General features: G+C 48.6%; 17 protein-coding genes and 1 pseudogene. 6 read left to right on the forward strand and 12 right to left on the reverse strand.

What is annotated here, in order from left to right:
* Window positions 1-52 precede the first annotated feature (52 nt).
* From V6942_RS07595 to V6942_RS07650, 12 genes and pseudogenes are all read right to left on the reverse strand, one after another.
* A complete protein-coding gene (locus tag V6942_RS07595) occupies window positions 53-349 on the reverse strand; it encodes a TA system toxin CbtA family protein (RefSeq protein WP_333501053.1) in 297 nt (98 codons plus the stop codon).
* Between the two features lie 20 nt (window positions 350-369).
* On the reverse strand, window positions 370-687 hold the full coding sequence (locus tag V6942_RS07600) for a type IV toxin-antitoxin system YeeU family antitoxin (protein ID WP_333501054.1): 318 nt from the start codon (window positions 685-687) through the stop codon (window positions 370-372).
* Between the two features lie 17 nt (window positions 688-704).
* Window positions 705-926 carry a DUF987 domain-containing protein gene (locus tag V6942_RS07605; RefSeq protein WP_074174356.1) on the reverse strand — a complete coding sequence of 74 codons (222 nt, stop codon included), beginning with the start codon at window positions 924-926 and terminating at the stop codon, window positions 705-707.
* Between the two features lie 8 nt (window positions 927-934).
* On the reverse strand, window positions 935-1,411 hold the full coding sequence (locus V6942_RS07610) for a JAB domain-containing protein (protein ID WP_063617016.1): 477 nt from the start codon (window positions 1,409-1,411) through the stop codon (window positions 935-937).
* 15 nt (window positions 1,412-1,426) lie between these two features.
* Window positions 1,427-1,885: an antirestriction protein gene (locus V6942_RS07615; protein WP_063617015.1), complete on the reverse strand. Its 459-nt coding sequence runs from the start codon at window positions 1,883-1,885 to the stop codon at window positions 1,427-1,429.
* An 84-nt stretch (window positions 1,886-1,969) separates the two neighbouring features.
* Window positions 1,970-2,209 (reverse strand): DUF905 family protein, encoded by a 240-nt coding sequence (locus tag V6942_RS07620; RefSeq protein ID WP_063617014.1) that lies wholly within the window; start codon window positions 2,207-2,209, stop codon window positions 1,970-1,972.
* A 99-nt stretch (window positions 2,210-2,308) separates the two neighbouring features.
* Window positions 2,309-3,217 carry an Ivy family c-type lysozyme inhibitor gene (locus V6942_RS07625; RefSeq protein ID WP_063617013.1) on the reverse strand — a complete coding sequence of 303 codons (909 nt, stop codon included), beginning with the start codon at window positions 3,215-3,217 and terminating at the stop codon, window positions 2,309-2,311.
* A gap of 41 nt (window positions 3,218-3,258) precedes the next feature.
* Window positions 3,259-3,453 (reverse strand): annotated as a pseudogene (locus tag V6942_RS07630) (DUF4339 domain-containing protein); the annotation flags it as partial.
* 37 nt (window positions 3,454-3,490) lie between these two features.
* Window positions 3,491-4,186 (reverse strand): hypothetical protein, encoded by a 696-nt coding sequence (locus V6942_RS07635; RefSeq protein WP_063617011.1) that lies wholly within the window; start codon window positions 4,184-4,186, stop codon window positions 3,491-3,493.
* Between the two features lie 226 nt (window positions 4,187-4,412).
* Window positions 4,413-5,240 carry a DUF932 domain-containing protein gene (locus V6942_RS07640; protein WP_063617010.1) on the reverse strand — a complete coding sequence of 276 codons (828 nt, stop codon included), beginning with the start codon at window positions 5,238-5,240 and terminating at the stop codon, window positions 4,413-4,415.
* 93 nt (window positions 5,241-5,333) lie between these two features.
* Window positions 5,334-6,197: a GTPase family protein gene (locus V6942_RS07645; protein ID WP_333501055.1), complete on the reverse strand. Its 864-nt coding sequence runs from the start codon at window positions 6,195-6,197 to the stop codon at window positions 5,334-5,336.
* Between the two features lie 124 nt (window positions 6,198-6,321).
* A complete protein-coding gene (locus V6942_RS07650) occupies window positions 6,322-7,464 on the reverse strand; it encodes a hypothetical protein (RefSeq protein ID WP_089617490.1) in 1,143 nt (380 codons plus the stop codon).
* A gap of 1,148 nt (window positions 7,465-8,612) precedes the next feature.
* On the opposite strand from V6942_RS07650, the gene V6942_RS07655 reads away from it, so the two are divergent.
* From V6942_RS07655 to V6942_RS07680, 6 genes are all read left to right on the forward strand, one after another.
* On the forward strand, window positions 8,613-9,194 hold the full coding sequence (locus tag V6942_RS07655; protein ID WP_313080516.1) for a rolling circle replication-associated protein: 582 nt from the start codon (window positions 8,613-8,615) through the stop codon (window positions 9,192-9,194).
* A gap of 98 nt (window positions 9,195-9,292) precedes the next feature.
* Window positions 9,293-9,499 carry an AlpA family transcriptional regulator gene (locus V6942_RS07660; protein ID WP_313080514.1) on the forward strand — a complete coding sequence of 69 codons (207 nt, stop codon included), beginning with the start codon at window positions 9,293-9,295 and terminating at the stop codon, window positions 9,497-9,499.
* Between the two features lie 102 nt (window positions 9,500-9,601).
* A complete protein-coding gene (locus V6942_RS07665; RefSeq protein WP_313080513.1) occupies window positions 9,602-10,177 on the forward strand; it encodes a hypothetical protein in 576 nt (191 codons plus the stop codon).
* 165 nt (window positions 10,178-10,342) lie between these two features.
* Complete coding sequence (locus tag V6942_RS07670) at window positions 10,343-13,756, forward strand: DEAD/DEAH box helicase family protein (RefSeq protein WP_333501056.1); 3,414 nt, start codon at window positions 10,343-10,345, stop codon at window positions 13,754-13,756.
* Between the two features lie 61 nt (window positions 13,757-13,817).
* Window positions 13,818-15,452, forward strand: a complete 1,635-nt coding sequence (locus V6942_RS07675; protein WP_313080510.1) for a class I SAM-dependent DNA methyltransferase — start codon at window positions 13,818-13,820, stop codon at window positions 15,450-15,452.
* Window positions 15,449-16,657 carry a restriction endonuclease subunit S gene (locus V6942_RS07680; protein ID WP_333501057.1) on the forward strand — a complete coding sequence of 403 codons (1,209 nt, stop codon included), beginning with the start codon at window positions 15,449-15,451 and terminating at the stop codon, window positions 16,655-16,657. Before V6942_RS07675 ends, V6942_RS07680 begins: the two co-directional genes overlap by 4 nt.
* Window positions 16,658-16,790: the final 133 nt, after the last annotated feature.

Consider the following 16,790-nt stretch of genomic DNA (forward strand, 5'->3'; position numbering starts at 1 on the left):
CGGGCATCGTTAACTTAAGATACAAAAGCTGTCCGGAAATGGCGGGTCAAGATCACCTTGCCCGTAAAATATCTACTGCCCGAAGATAAGGTGATTGCTCCTGACAGTTAAACCCTCTGCGATCGATACGAACCAGTTCGTACTTTTCCACCAGAAAGTTAACGGCATCAGCCAGCGTAATACCGGCGTTGATATGTTCCTGAATAACCGTTTCATCACTGAATGGGGTGTCATTCAGTGTCAGGCCATAGTGCTGATCCAGCAGGCGTGAAAGTAATATTTTCCAGACAATCGCTGGTGACGGGCATGGCTCAGCCGCCCGCAAAGACTTTGCAGGTAGAGTTTTCATGTTTATTCTCGTGAAATTAGTTATCGTTGAGTGGGATAGACGGCGATGTATACATAGCCGCAACTGCCAAGGGTGTCGGCTTCGCAGGTGAAACCATTGTGGTACAGGGTAACGCAGTGGGCATGACGGGGATTCAGTTCGCCAGTGGTCAGCATCGACTCTATCTGGCTGATAAAATGTGGAAATACCACATCCAGCTTAAGACATTGGGCATCACTAAACTTACCGGTAATACTGGCCCGGTCAGCCAGATAGTGCAGCCGGTTGCCCTCCTGCACCAGACGTGCTCCCAGGCGCGGCGTGATATCCCGCTGTAGGCCCCATGTGGTGTTGCTCATTTATAACCTCTTTATTGTCAGTTCAGGGTGATACTCATCAGGCAGGCATAAGGCCCGTTGCGGTCCTGGCGGCGTTCGGCGTACACAGCCAGGACTCCAGTGATATCCGGAACGTCCCTGCCGGTGTAATGACAGACACTGCCATGCCACTGGTATCTGCCAGTGCAGAATCGAAAAATGCGGGAGGCCGGATGCTGGCGGTATATCGTCATTGCCCGGCGTTTACTGATAATTTTCATGTAATACCTCACAGCAGACCGTGTTCTGCGAACGAGTAGATTTGCCTGCCACCAACAATCAGATGGTCAGGTACGCGGATATCCACCAGTTGAAGTGTCTGTACCAGCCGCTGCGTGAGGGCTTTATCAGCCTGGCTGGGCGTTGTCTCGCCGGAAGGATGGTTATGCGCCAGTATCACCGCCGCCGCATTGAAGTGCAGTGCACGTTTGACCACTTCCCGGGGATGGACCTCGGTGCGGTTAATCGTGCCACTAAAGAGCGTCTCATGGGCAATAAGCTGATTCTGGTTGTCCAGATACAGCACCCGGAACTCTTCCCGCTCAAGCGCGGCCATATGCAGTCGCAGCCATTCACGGACAGCATGTGTGGAGGTAAAGGCCACCCCGGGCTCATGCAGATGCCTGTCCAGAACCCTGAGAGCACGCTGTATGAGACGCCGGTCCTGTGGTGTTATCTCGCCGGGTAAAAAGGAAGGCTGTTTCATTCGTTGTTCCTCCAGTCAGTCGATGATACGCAGAATGGCGTGGGCTTCTGGATGCTGCAGGGCGTAGTCCCGCAGGCGGTAATAATGCTCAGTCATGGCATCGCATACGGTGCGACAGGCGTGATGGCTGTATTCGATCAGACAGACAGCAATGCCTGCAGCTTCCGCGCTCATTTCCGCACCATTGCCGTTCATACCGTTGAAAAGATGCCATTTATCGTCAGCATCAGCATCTGGGGCCATAAACGCTCCGCCATTGCTGAGCGTGTAAAACTGCCAGATGCCACCGCTGTACTCGTCACAGAAGCGGTTCATCCAGGAGAAAATACGCGGCTCCAGCGTTATCCACTGCGGAATGGAGCTGAAGTGCTGTGGCCAGAAGTTGATACGCTGTTCGTCGGGTACCTGCGTGGCACTGAGGGTGAACTGCGGTTCGTTAGCGGGAACAAGCTCGTACTGTGTCTGTGTTGTCATAAGGTTTCTCCGTCAAAAAAAACGCCAGCGGCGATGGCTGGCGTATATAAAGGGCGTTCGGGGATGTAAAGTGAATGGCCGGGGTCAGTCGGTGGCTGAGACTCTGCGGATGCAATCTTGCCCGATATACCGGTTAAGGGCCGTACCGGCATCCAGTTCAAAGTTCCACGCCCGCCAGACCATCCGGCCTTCAGGGTCGCAAACCACCAGAAGGAAGTGACTGCCCTGGTCGTATTCAATGGCGATGTCGTGATACCGGTGGGTAACAGCTTCAGCCTGCTGTCGGGTGAAAGGTCCTGGTGGCAACATGTGAGATTCAGGCATTCGGTGTACCTTAAAAGCAAAATCCCCTGTCGCAAAAGCGACAGGGGACTGAAAGAGAGGAAGGAAAAATAGGGTATGTTTCGTGTCGTAACGATAACCCTACTGCTTAGCTGCCTGTTTTGCTTTTTCCCAGGATGGTCGGTTTGGGCCAGTGAACTCTTTCACATCTGACCAGTACCCGATCGGATATTGTATTACCGTTTCGTTGCCAACGCCGATGTCAACAGACAGATATTGACCACCTTTAATGGAGCCTTTGCGCACCCAGGCATTTGGACTACAGGTTCCAGTATCTCGCTGTTGCCAGGAACGGTCATCCTTGTCAATGATGTAAAAATCACCTAATGAACACCCACTTGCAGATTTGTGATTTAACACGGCGGCCACGTGTTTGGTATTACCAACAATCACACAACTGTTATGTTTACCGCCGCACATGTTCCACAGAGTGTCACCGTTACCCCCGGTAAATTCCCAGATGGTATTCGCTGGTGGTGCATCATTGGACGTGGTAGTGGCGGTTGGCGTGTGTGTTGGTTCCGCAGTCCCATTGACTAATGCACGTAAAACTTTCAACTCACCATCACTTGGGGTGTTAACCCACTGCCCATCTTTACCGTTGCTGTAGAAGCCCACGAAGTTATTGAGGTCAGGCTGGTACAAGAATGTCAGATTGTGGTTACCACAGTTACCGTCTTCACACATAAAACCTTTCAGGTAGACTTTACCGTCAATTTTTACTGGTTCCATCGGACCCGCTGGACCATTCATCTCGTCGAGCATCGCCGGTAAACCATTCTGATTCATGGTCTCATCAAACGACTTTTTGTACGCTGGGTCGGTTTTGTACAGGTCGAAAGAATATGGGCAGGTATTGTTTTCTGACTGACAGTTCTTGGCTTCTACCGCCGTTTTGGCGGTTGCCTGGGCTGCAGTCGGGGCCATCAGTGCCACAGACAATGCCAACCAACTCCATTTCACATTTGCAGAGAAAGATTTTCTTTTCATTATAAGACTCCTTATAAAGCCCCTGATGCGTCAGGGGCTGTGGGCATATGCTGGCGTATGGCGCTCTGAAGTAGCACCGAAGCTAGTGGGGGGGCGGAGACCGGTTGCCACTCCGTCATTCCCTGTCGCCAAACCAGAGTAGCGGCAGTCAGTTCACCGTGAACAATCAGGCCGGTGATGTCGTCTTCGGTCACATTGTCGTGACGTACGCCATTTATCTCGTAATGCCAGGTCATTGTTTTTCCTTGTTAACAGAGGTCATCAAACCAAAGCTCATCCCGATCCCCCGTTATCGGCAGCCTGTGACAAAACTTCACGGATACAGCTGAAGTGAGGAAGTGCCCGGATAAAGCCTGCCTGAGTGGTTAACAGGCTGAGACGTTTTCGCTGGGTAAAAGTGGTGTTCAGGATTGTCACTGCATGGATGGTCGCCAGAGGATGCACGGTTATATGCCCGTTAAGTTCACCGGTGAGGTACCAGCAGCCGTCGAGAAATATCAGACGGTACGGGGCCAGTCCGTCACAACGTTCACCGTCGGCCAGCAGCAGTACCCGCTGGCTGCCGGTAATGGCGCTGACCAGCCGATAAAATACCAGCGGGCTGGTGGCCGTTATCGGCTGTGGTGACTGCCACACCAGGCAGGGGGTTCCATCCGATGCCAGCAGTGCGCCCGCCAGACGCCGGTCCAGCCCCGGAAAGATACCGGCCAACCCGGCCCGGTATGCAAAGGTCAGCACATCCAGTTCACCCTGCGGACCTGCACCGGTCCGCAGGCGATAGCATCCCTGATGACATTCGAGGTCCAGATACATCAGTCGTTCGCGAAAATCCCGGTACAGGGTACGGACCGATACATCAAACTCGGTCGCCAGTTTTTGCAGCTCTAATGTTTCACCCGCCACAAGACGGCTGATAATCAGCGACAGTCTGACCGCCAGCCTGTCGTAGCGGCGCTCTGTCAGTGGCATGGTGGTTCCTCCGTATTGTTAACTGACTGAAAGAAATAAGATTCTAAAGGAGGGCGTTGACAGGATATGTCCACGGCGGGAACTATTTTGGGAAGTGCATGAAGCCTGTGATTATCAAGCCTGCGCGGATTTCGGATGATTTAACCGGCAAGTTCTGTGCACCCGAAATGACAGGGTGTGTCATTTATTCACATTTTCATAACCATGCCAGAGGTAAAATGTGAACTCACGCAGGCCGGAAACCACTGAGCATGGCTTCCGCCATCACCCACAGTGCCCGGTTAAGCTTCACATCACCGTCAATGCCGTGCACCGCACGGGTATGCGTTCGTCCGCCTTTCGCACTCCGGCCACTGAGCCCGCCTTTAATCAGGTTCTCCTGAATACGCTGATACGTGGTCCACAAGTCGTTACTTTCATCCTGCCAGCGGCGCGGAGAAAGCACCTGTGACGGTGCAACCGGCTGGTGGTCTTCCCCGAAACGGTACGTCAGTGCAGCCTGTGCCAGCGCCTGTTGTGCAGGGGGCGACAGCATCAGCGACTGCATCGCATCACGCTTCTCTTCCACGCGGTCAAAAATCCCCAGCACTTCATACGCACCTTCAATCACCTGACTCACCACATCGCCTTTGTGCGGCACCCGCACTTCACCGAACGATTCACCGCAGACGAGCCCGTTCGTGCAGACAGCACGGAATAACCCCGGCAGCATTTGATACGAGCTGGTGCCATCGTGTGAATTGAGCAGAATGATTTCCGGTACCTGTTTACCGGTGATTTGCCCCGTACGACGAAGGCGTAGCATGTGCTTCGTGTGCTCACGGCGTCCCGGGTCGCGCACCCGGGTCTGGCAGGCAAAGAACGGCTGAAAGCCTTCGCGCTGCAGACTGTCCAGCAGGGTGATGGTTGGAATATAGGTATACCGCTCACTGCGTGAAGCGTGTTTGTCTTCACTGAAGACACTGGGTACCGTACGAAACAGCTCCTCGCGGGTTAACGGGCGGTCACGACGGATAACATTTGCTGCGCCAAAGCGCGAAGCCAGACGGGTCATAAGAGACTCCTCATGATGGAAAACAAAGACAAAAAAGCCCTGCCGCACAATCGCGACAGGGCTCAGAGAACAACGATGTAAGGGGTTAAATATTCAGAAGAAGAAATTCCAGACGGCACGGGCGACCGATACCACGGTATCGCGTACAGCCTGAATGATTGTCCGAACCGGGGCCGGTATCAGTGGCAGGGAACTCACTGTATCCAGTACCGAACCGATTGTTTCACCAAAATCGTCACGGGCTTTTTTATTAACGGCATCGGTACGAAGTGACGCACTGAGCTGTACCGCTGCCGGACTGCTGGCCTCGCGTGGCAGGCAGCGGATCATCCGTTCAGCCATCACACGAAGCCCCCATTGCAGACGAATCGACACTGTGCACACCGGATGCACGGGCTGGAACAGCTCATGCAACAGACAGATTTTTCGGCTGATATTTTGTTTCTGCTCTGTGGATAGCTGTTCACCACCGCTTCTAGGTTCGACTTTATCCGACTGACTGATAACAAACAGCACTTTATGCCGATATGACTCACCAATTACTTTACGGTAAAAATGTTCATCCACAGCCAGCGCCCGGTCATCAGCCTTAATCAGCCACAGTACCAGGTCGAGCCGGGGAAGCTGTTGCCGGTACAGCGTGGCATATTCCGCATCACGACTTTCGCTTTCACCGACCCCAGGCAAGTCAACAATAGTCATAAAGCGCTCGCCAACCTGCAAACGAAAGCGCAGGGGGACACGGGTACAGGCCGCCACATCGCTGACCGGCGACACCTCACCAGCAAACAGGGCATTGCACAGGCTGCTCTTTCCCGCCCCAGTTTTACCCATAATGCCGATCACTGGTTCATAGTGAGTAAGCTGGTTTATCTGCTGCAGAATACGCTCCGACGCCCACTGTGGCAGGCCAGAAAGCGATTGCTGCAGGGGCTGCAGGCCTTCCTGATTTTTCATGACATCTCCTGAGATAAAGAAAACAAAAAACGGCAGAATCGTTAGGTTCTGCCGTTAATGAGGTATGTTCAGGGAGATGATATATATTTGAATTCTTTTTAAATAAACAAAAGCATTTTATTTTCTACAGATCATTCCTGACACACTCACTTTCAATAAGCAGGGCCATCATATCCAACTCAGAAATCTCGTATTTCTCTGAAAGCCTCGTGAGTTTCTTTTTTATTTTAGCCGGGAGTTTCAGAACTGCCTGATGTTCTTTTTTCTTTTTGCGAAATAGTTTCAGTGCCCATGCTTTTTCCAGTTCGTCCATCAAGACTGCCTTATGCTTCCCTGGAGGGCAAAGTGATGACTTTAACTCAAGGCGTTGAGGACTTATTTTTTTATGACCTCTCGTTAGTTCATCCAGCTGTTCATTCGTCCATCCCTGCCATAAATCGAAGGTTGCGCAGATAAAGTGCCAGCGCTGAAAATTATTAAGTGGATTAATTGGAGGGCAAACACCCTTATCCTTCATGGTATTCCAAACCCAAATGCACTGTTGTTCATTTTTAATATCCACCCATGAAAAAGCCTGTTGAAATTCCTCCTGAACGCTTACCCAAGCGTCTTTAGTTTCTTTTATAAAAATAATAACTTTCTCTATATCGAAGCGAGAAAGAGTCTTTATGATATAATCAGGAATATCTTCTACGCCTGTAAAATATTGGGCAAAGTGAGGGAAGGAAACCCCATTAGCAGGTTTATTATTCAATCTGGAAACATTCAATTTTTTAATAATTTCATTTATATCTTCTTTCAGATTTTCTTGAGTGCTGGGTGTTGTCTTCATCAAACTGTTCTTTTCTGATGTTTCTTGTACCTCCAGTATCTCCTGTGCATCTGATTCAGATTTGTCCTGGTGAAAATTAAAATCGAAATCCGGTGTGATCCCACCAATCGTAGCCCTTTCTTCTGGTTGCCGAACTGGTGTTTTATCAATAGCCATTTTAAGTGATTTGGTACCGAGAGCCTCTGCTGATAATGGATCAGCATAGTTTTCAGCCTTCGGCACAACGCTGTCACTTCTGGATTTTTGGAAATTAATCCCCAGGGAAAAAAAGAAAAAAAATGCAGCCCTTGGTTCTTTATTTAACCACTTCAGCTTGTTTTTCAACCATGCGTACTTTTCTGAAGATTGCTTTTCGAGCCTGATGCGCTCTTTTTCGGCACGCTCTTTTTCCCATGCTCGGCTTTCTTCAACGCACTCCTTTCTGTGTTCGTTCATTTTTTCACCAACCATTGTGATTTAGTTTGATTATTTTACGTATTGAAATCGTAAAAAAACAATAGAAATAATGACTAATAATTGATTTAAAATCACATAAAAAACAAAATAAAAACGTAGTAAAATCGTAGGTTGCATTTAGATGGTAAAAATAAAAAATCAATGAGTTACAAGCAAGTTATGCGATAAATAGACAGAGTAATACTATATCAATGCAGGCATCAATACTGTTAGGCAAAAAAACGTTACAAGTAATCGTCTTTCTCACGTAGTGCAGGCTACAGGTCACTGAATCTGACATGTAATGAAGCGGCTTCATCAACTCGCCTAGCCAAACAAAGCTACAAATGATCTCTACCGCTTTTTTACAACTGCACCGGTACCTATGCCGGAGAGAGCAGCAGCAATTCACAACCCGTCACGGGTGCCAGTCATCGCTGTGATACACCATGCTTTGCTCCGATTATTTCACGGTAGTCAATCACTGCTCATCTCTGTTGGCAGAACGGTGGGTATTTTCAACTGACAGAGGTAAACGTATACCGGGTAGTGACATAACCACCATTGCCCGCAGTTTTACCGGAAACACTCGGCGTCACCTGTGGAATGGGGGTTCTGGTTAAATGGAGCCATCAGAGAATCGTGTTGGCGATATTGATGTGGGAGCCCCAATATTGCTCTCGCTTCAGTCTGGCCGGTACGTGCAAACTGAATGATGTTGAGCCAGAGCTCCGCCTTCAGCATGTGCTTTATGTGGTCGATAAGTTGGAGCATCGAATTGCTACAGTAGTGCTTCACATTGCTTGCGGAATAACCTCCCTCGTCAATATGGTTTCCGACATCCGCTTATCACAAGAGCGCCAGTCATACCTTACGAACTGGCCCCCCTTTCGATAACGTTAAACTCTTCATATCCCGGTTATAAATCGTTGCAGTATTCTAGTTCTTAAACGCATTTTTGATAATTAAGGTTAATTGGTATTATAGGGAATAGGGAAGTAGATCTCAGCATATAACAACCATCCCACCAGGGGAGAGCGCATTGCTGATAGTAATGAACTGGATCTGTCAGGTAGGTAACATCCCCGGTTACATTACAAAAAAACAGTTCCTGCTGTTCCTTTGTACTCATTCAAAGGAATAAAACAATGCAAAGACATTACCCACATTTTAAAAAAATCACCCCAAATGATTTCCTCCTGAATATGATCAATCACCATCTTAATCAGATTCTGATGTGTCACTCCAAAATACTGGCATTTCGAATGGATTTTGATTATCAGCGAGGTACCAACCGATTCATTCGTAATTCCTCATTTGAGATACAGGATGACCTTCGGGAGTTAACCCAGGCTGTAATGCAAATGCCTCAACTCTGTGGTTGTTTCTGGGTGCTGGAATGGACAAAGACAAATGCTATCCATGCTCATGCCATTTTTTATCTTAAAGGGCAGAAGCATCAGAAGTCATTTCCGGTTATTCAACAGACTGGTGAATTGTGGCTGAAGATAACGAACGGCGAAGGGAAATACGAACGTTGCAAACCAAAGGACTGCTACCAGGACGATATCAATAACGTCGTTGGTTATGACAACGACGAAGACGTTAATAGCCTGAGACGTATTGCCAGTTATCTGACGAAAGAATCCCAGAAGAACGGAAATCTGATTTGGGGATGTAATGAGGTTCCTGCCCCTGCACGACAGGGCAGACCAAGAACAGCCAAATAAGATAACGAATTTTTTACAGCACCACCGGTTGCTATGCCGGAGCGGGCAGCAGAATAACCCCGACTCCGGTTTCTATTTAGCCACCGGAGAATCAAATCATGGCAGTTAAACCAACCCTACTCGAAGATCGCTTTGTTGATATGGCTTTCATCACCCGCCTGCTGGGGGTCAGTGATAAGTGGATTTACCGACTCATCAAAGGTGGCATATTCCCCAAACCTATCAAATTGGGGCGAAGTTCACGATGGCTACAGAGTGAAGTGGAAGCATGGCTACAGGAGCGTATCGCTCAATCTCGTCAGTAACGCTTTCCTGTGTTTGCCACATATTCCCCAGCCAGCTTAACGATCCGCCTGCTGCGGAGGTTTCTGGCTGTCTGTTTTACAGAGATGAAGGATTCTTTACCGATGAAAGAAACCATTGCCCGTTACGACCATTTACTTAACACCTACCAACGCTGGTTGGCCGATTTAACCAATATCGCAGTCCGAAACGGCATGTGCCATCCGGATATTCAATCGAGCCATCTTCTTACGCTCTCAACGTTACATTTTCCAGAGACTGGCGCAGTGGCTGCGGTCGTGCCGCAATGCCTCTACCGAATTATTTATGGTAAAGCACGGCCAGAACCGTTGACCATCCAGAACGATTTGCAAATGAGTTTTGAAACCGAAAATGAACTTCTGTTCACCCATGCCGGGATTGAAGGGGTTTTACTGAGTGAGTGTGTCAGATTGAAGCAAAGCCGCATAGCCAATAAGTTGATCAGCCTTTCCGCACGATTTAAGGCGCGTGAGATTCGTCATAAGCTGATCTGGTTGTGCTGGTACGACTTGATGCTGGGGGCTTCGATGACCGACTGGCTGGAGAACCTGAAGCGGATGAATCATGTGGATATTTGCTTCTGGCTGGGGCAACGACAGGAGAAAAATGCGGTGTTGACGAAGCTGATGGATGAGTATGTGGTTTTTACGCGTTATTAGCCTTTTAAACTTAATAAGTTAGCTTTTCCTCTCTTTGCCATAGAGAGAACTTCTCCACCAGTCTATTCATTCCTGCCATATGTCATCGGGCTCACTTTGCCAGCCAAATTAGTGTGATATTCTTTCCAGAAATCCTGTTGTATCCACGACATAAGGCGATGATTGATGGAGCAGTCTCTCAATTTTGAAATGTTGCGCAGCCAGTGGCCGGAACTGGCTGAGCTGGGATTAATGGCGGAACGTTATGTTCACACCGATCCAGAAAGCTGTCTGGTGAAACTGCGTAACTACACCGAATTGATGGTGCGTTGGTTATATCGTCAGGAGCGACTGCCGGAAGGTATCAAAGCGAATCTGTACGATTTAATGAATGCCGATGTATTCACCAGCATGATGCCGGACGCCATCATCATGAAAATGGATGCACTGCGTATCCACGGCAACCGTGCCGCGCACGGTGGACGTATCAAAGCCAAAGATACCTACTGGCTGCTCAAAGAAGCGTATTTGTTGGGGATTTGGCTGTATGTTCGCTACGCCCACGGGAATGTTGATGACTGTCCCAAATTTTCTCTCCCTCCGTTAACACAATCTTCAGGTCGTGCAGATGAACAACGTCTGGAAGATGCAATCAGGGCTCAGGATGAAAGCCGCGAGCGCGAACTGGCATTACAACGTGCATTACAACAGGAGCAGGAGAAGGCCGAACACCTCACTCAGCGCCTGAATGAAGCCAGAGCTCGTAACCAGCATGTTGCCGATATCCTCTCCATTGACGAAGCGGAAACCCGCCGCCGCCTGATTGACTCCCGCCTGCTTGCCGCCGACTGGAATGTAGGTGAAGAGCTTAAGAATACCGATCAGGTGACGCAGGAACACCCTGTTAAAGAACAGCCTACCGCAACCGGTGATGGTTATGCGGATTATGTCTTGTGGGATGAGGCACACAAACCGCTGGCGGTGGTGGAAGCTAAAAAAACCAGCGTCAATGCTGAGCAGGGGCGAATGCAGGCCCGACTGTACGCCGACTGGCTGGAAAAAGAATACGGTCAGCGTCCGGTCATTTTTTACACCAATGGCTACGATATCTGGCTGTGGGATGACCATAAAATTCACGGCTATCCGCCGCGCCGGGTATTTGGCTTCTACAGCAAGGAAAGCCTGCAATATCTTATTCAACAACGTGAAACCCGTCTGCCATTAAACAGCGTGCCGCACGTTAAAGACAAAGAAGGTAAAGCTGTTGCCGGGCGTCTATATCAGCTTGAAACCATTGCCCGCGTCAGCGAACGGTTTACCAACAAGTACCGACAATCGTTAATTGTTCAGGCGACAGGTACAGGCAAAACCCGCGTGGCAATTGCGCTAAGCAAACTGATGATTGATGCCCGCTGGGTAAAACGCGTCCTGTTTCTTTGTGACCGCAAAGAGCTACGTAAACAGGCGGCAAATGCCTTTAATCAATTCACCAATGAGCCGCTGTATGTAGTTGGAAAATCGAAAAAAGCAGACAGGCAGAACGCCAGGATCTACATCGCCACTTATCCTGGTATGATGAAAATCATGGATCATTTTGATGTCGGTTATTTCGATCTGATCATCGCCGATGAGTCCCACCGCTCTATTTACAACGTCTATGGCGATCTCTTTAAGTATTTTGATGCCCTCCAGATTGGCCTGACGGCAACCCCGATCGATATGGTCAGCAAAACCACTTTCGGTCTGTTCGGCTGTGAGGGGCGCATTCCTACCGCGAACTACAGTCTAGAAGATGCCATTGCTGATAATAATCTGGTGCCGTATGAAGTGGTCACGCACACCACAGAATTTCTGCGCGAAGGTATTAAACGGGAGAAGTTAAGCGATACGCAAATCCGTGAACTGGAAGAACAGGGTATTGATCCCAATACGCTGGAATTTGAGGGTAAGTCGCTGGATGACGCGATCTACAACAAAGACACCAACCGCCATATTCTGCGTAATCTGATGGGAAATGGCCTGAAGGATGCGGATGGGCAACTTCCCGGTAAGACGATTATTTTTGCCCGTAACCACAAACACGCGCTGCTGCTGAATGAGTTGTTTGACGATATGTATCCGCAGTTTGCCGGACGTTTCTGCCAGGTCATCGACAACTACGATCCCCGCGCCGAGCAACTGATTGACGATTTCAAAGGGCTGGATGAAAGCACCAACAAAGAGCTGACCATTGCAATCTCCGTTGACATGCTCGATACCGGCATTGACGTCCCGGAAATTGTGAATCTGGTCTTTGCCAAGCCGGTCAAATCGAAAGTGAAATTCTGGCAGATGATTGGCCGTGGTACACGCCTCTGTTCGGGGCTATACGGCAACGATGAAAACGGCAAACCGCTGGATAAACAGAAATTCCGTATCTTCGATCACTGGGGCAATTTTGAGTATCACGAGCTGCATACCGAAGAGGCCGAAGCCACAGCGACAAAATCGCTGGCGCAAAAACGCTTCGAAGCATGGATTTCGCTAGGGACCGCTGCTCAGCGTAAGTTCGACAAACTGGCGGTGGATTTAGTTGCTCACCAGCTCCGTGAGCAGATCAACGCGTTGGATGAAAAGTCGGTTGCCGTGCAGGAGAAGTGGCAGCAAAAAGCGCAGTACAGCGATGAAAAAGTGCTGCGCCAGCTTTCCCCGAAAACGCAGCAGGATTTGCTATCTGTCCTGGCCCCACTGATGCAGTGGTTGGACGTGCGTGGGCAAAGCGACGCTATGCGTTTTGATATGGATATTCTGGCGGCGCAAACTGCCCGTTATACCAACCCGGAAGAACTGGATGTGCTCTGGCCGGTCATCGTCGAGAAAGTGGAACGTCTGCCGCCGCATCTGGCACAGGTGCAACAGCAGGGACAGCGGATTAATCAGCTTCATGATTTAAGCTGGTGGAAGCAGGCCAGTCTGGAAGAGCTGGAAGATATTCGTATTCACCTGCGCGGTATAATGCATCTGATGGAAAAAGATCCGACACCCCGTCTCAGTCCGGTGCAGGTGGATATCACCGAAGATGTAGGCCAGATTCAAACGGAAACCCGTAAAACCAACGTTCGCTCTATTGATTTCAAACTTTATCGCCAGCAGGTTCAGGGCGCACTGGAACCATTGTTCCAGCAAAACCCGGTGCTGAAGAAAATTCGCAACGGCGAGCCGGTAGCGCAAAGTGAGTTGGACGAACTAGCAAAACTGGTGCTGATCCAGAATCCTAACGTCGATATCCGGGCGCTGAAAGAGTTCTACCCGCAGGCAACCGCCAGCTTGGATAAACTGTTACGTACCATTATAGGTATGGACAGCGACGCGGTGGAGGTACGTTTTGCGCAATTCGCCGCCGATAACAGCCTGACCAGCCCACAACTGCGTTTTCTTTCGCTGCTGAAAAATCATATCCGTGATTACGGCACTATTGAGATGAAGCAGCTCTTTGAACAGCCGTTCACGCATATTCACCAGGGAGGCGTTGCGGGCGTATTCCCGGACGTGGCACAAATTGCTCGCTTGCAAAAGATAGTTGAAGAGTTGGGTGTTGTGACCGACGCAGCGACGGTATAATACGCACATGATAAGCCCCGGCAGCGGGGCTTTTGTATTTATAACAGGGTAGACGTTAGTAATGATCACTGGTGACTTAAAAAGTAAAATTGACGGCCTGTGGGAAGATTTCTGGGTGGGTGGTATTACCAACCCGTTGACCGTAATCGAACAGATCACCTATCTGATGTACTCCCGGATGCTGGATACCCAGGAACAACGAGACGAGAAGCGTAAACAAATCGCAGGCATTGATTTTAAACCGCGCTTCGCACCAGAGCAGCAGGAGTTCCGCTTCAGCCACTACAGTAATCTGGGCTCAGATGAAATGATGGACGTAGTACGCGACGGCGTATTCCAACACTTTCGTCAACTTGGGCAAGCGGATAAAACGAAGGCTACGCTGCTAGGCAACTTTATGAAAGATGCCCGGCTGGAGATCGTCAAACCTTCATTGCTAACTAAAGCCGTGGAGGTCATTAAAAACCTGCCACTGGATCGTGGTGATACTAAAGGCGATCTTTACGAATACCTGTTAAGCAAGTTGACCACTGCCGGGATCAACGGTCAGTTCCGCACACCACGCCACATCATTCGTACCATGGTTGAGATGATGGAGCCGAACCCAGCGCGTGGTGAGACGATTTGCGATCCGGCGTGTGGTACAGGTGGTTTCCTTGCGACTTGCTATGAATATCTGCTGGAAAAATACAGCTCACTGGAATCCATTCATACCGAAATTGGAAGCAACGAACGTGGTGAACTGGAAGAGCAAAAAATCTTTACTGGTGATCTGCTGACACCGTGGCGTGACCATGTGGATAACAACATGTTCCACGGTTATGACTTCGACACCACCATGCTGCGTATCGCCGCCATGAACCTGATTATGCACGGCGTGGAAGCGCCGGATATTCACTATCAGGACACCATGAGCCAGAGTTTCAGCGCCAATTTTCCGCAGGCCAGTAAAAACGCTTTTAACCTGATACTGGCGAACCCGCCGTTTACCGGTTCACTGGATGAGGAAGATATCGATTCAACGCTGTCGGCGATGGTGAAAACCAAGAAAACTGAGCTGCTGTTCCTGGCGCGTATTCTGCAAATGCTGAAAGTGGGCGGACGCAGTGCCACTATCGTGCCGCAGGGCGTGCTGTTCGGCTCCAGCAAGGCGCACCAGTCGCTGCGTAAAACGCTGGTGGAAGATAACCAACTGGAAGCTGTGATCAACCTGCCTTCCGGTGTATTTAAACCTTACGCGGGTGTGGTGACGGCGATCTTGATCTTCACCAAAGGCGGTCAGACGGATGAGGTTTGGTTCTACGATCTGCACAATGACGGCTACAGCCTGGATGACAAGCGCAACTCGATAAAAGACAACGACCTGCCGCATCTGCTGGCGAGCTGGAAGCACTATCGTGCTTTGCGTGGTTTGCCGGTAGATAACTTTATGGGCGAGAAGTTAGCCACATTGCTGAAACAACAGCTCCCGGAAGGGATTGATGTGGGCGTTGATTTTAAAGATCGCACACAGACGGCGTTTGTAGTGCCGAAAGAAGATATCGCTGCGCAGAAGTATGATCTCTCCATCAATCGTTATAAAGAAGTGGTGTATCAGGCCGAGGAATATGAAGATCCGCAAGTGATACTAAAGCGGTTAAAAGACCTTGAAAAAGAGATTTTGGCGGATCTGGATGAGTTGGAGGAGATGCTGTGAGTGGGTCAATGGTGAAGTTAGGGGATGTATGTACGATAAATCCACGCCTACCCAAAAATGTTGATCCTGAGCAGGAAGTTACTTTCCTTGCCATGGCAGCAGTGAGTGAGAAAGGTGAAATTTCATTACAAGAAACTCGTATTCTCCATGAAACAAAAAAAGGTTTTACTTATTTTGAGCGTGGTGATGTATTACTGGCAAAAATCACACCTTGTTTCGAAAACGGTAAAGCAACCCTAACAAATAATTTAAACACTCAAATTGGTTTTGGTTCTACAGAATTTCATGTCTTACGAGCAATTCCAGAGTTAATCCTTCCTGAATATATTTTTTATCTCATCTGGAATAAGAAGTTCCGTATTGCTGCAGCAAGAGAAATGACAGGTAGCGCGGGACAAAAACGGGTCTCTGTTGATTACCTGAAAGAATATCAATTTTATCTGCCATCAATATGCGAGCAAGAAAAAAGTGTGGCGGCTCTAAATAAAGGATATAGCATTTATCGTAAACGTGAACAAGCCATCAACCTGTCTGATGATTTTTTGCGCGCTACGTTTCTGAAGATGTTTGGCGATCCTGTATCCAATCCAAAGGGATGGAAGGTAAAACCTTTAAAGGAGCTCTCTGTAAAAATAGCTAGTGGCTCAACACCTAAAGGTGGTAGCAAAGTTTATGTTGATAAAGGTATTACCTTTTTTAGAAGCCAAAATGTTTGGAAAAATGATATCAGACTAGATGATGTCGCATACATTGATGAAAAAACCCATTACAGTCTAAAGAAAAGTAGTCTAAAACATAAAGATATATTGATGACTAAAACGGGGCGGTTCAATACAGAAAATAGCAGCCTTGGTCGTGCGGCTTTGTTTTTGGGGGAAGACAACAGTGCAAATGTCAATGGTCACGTTTATTTAATAAGACTAAAAAAAAGAGTGTCACATGAATTTGTTGTATATATTTTAACCTCAAATGAATATCGTGAACACATTCGAGAAGTTTGTGTTGGTGGAATAGATAAAAGACAATTAAACAAGGAACACATTGAAAATTTTCCTATTATCTGTCCGCCAGATCATCTCCAAATGGAGTTTTTGAGGAAGCTAAATGTCATTCAAAAAATACGTTCAAATGCTATGGCGGGGTTGAAAGATGTTATCCCTTTATTTAACACGCTCAACCAAAAAGCTTTTTCTGACGGATTTTAAAAAGTGGGTATGTTCGGCGAAACTCAGATAAACCTACTACCGATAGCTACCAGTTTGAATTTGGTAAGATTTGGCGATCTGTACCACACTAATTATCTTTTTAGTGCGTCTCAAACTGGTAGTATTCTGTAGC

Source organism: Kluyvera genomosp. 2 (genome assembly GCF_036759865.1).
Classification (GTDB): Bacteria; Pseudomonadota; Gammaproteobacteria; order Enterobacterales; family Enterobacteriaceae; genus Kluyvera; species Kluyvera ascorbata_B.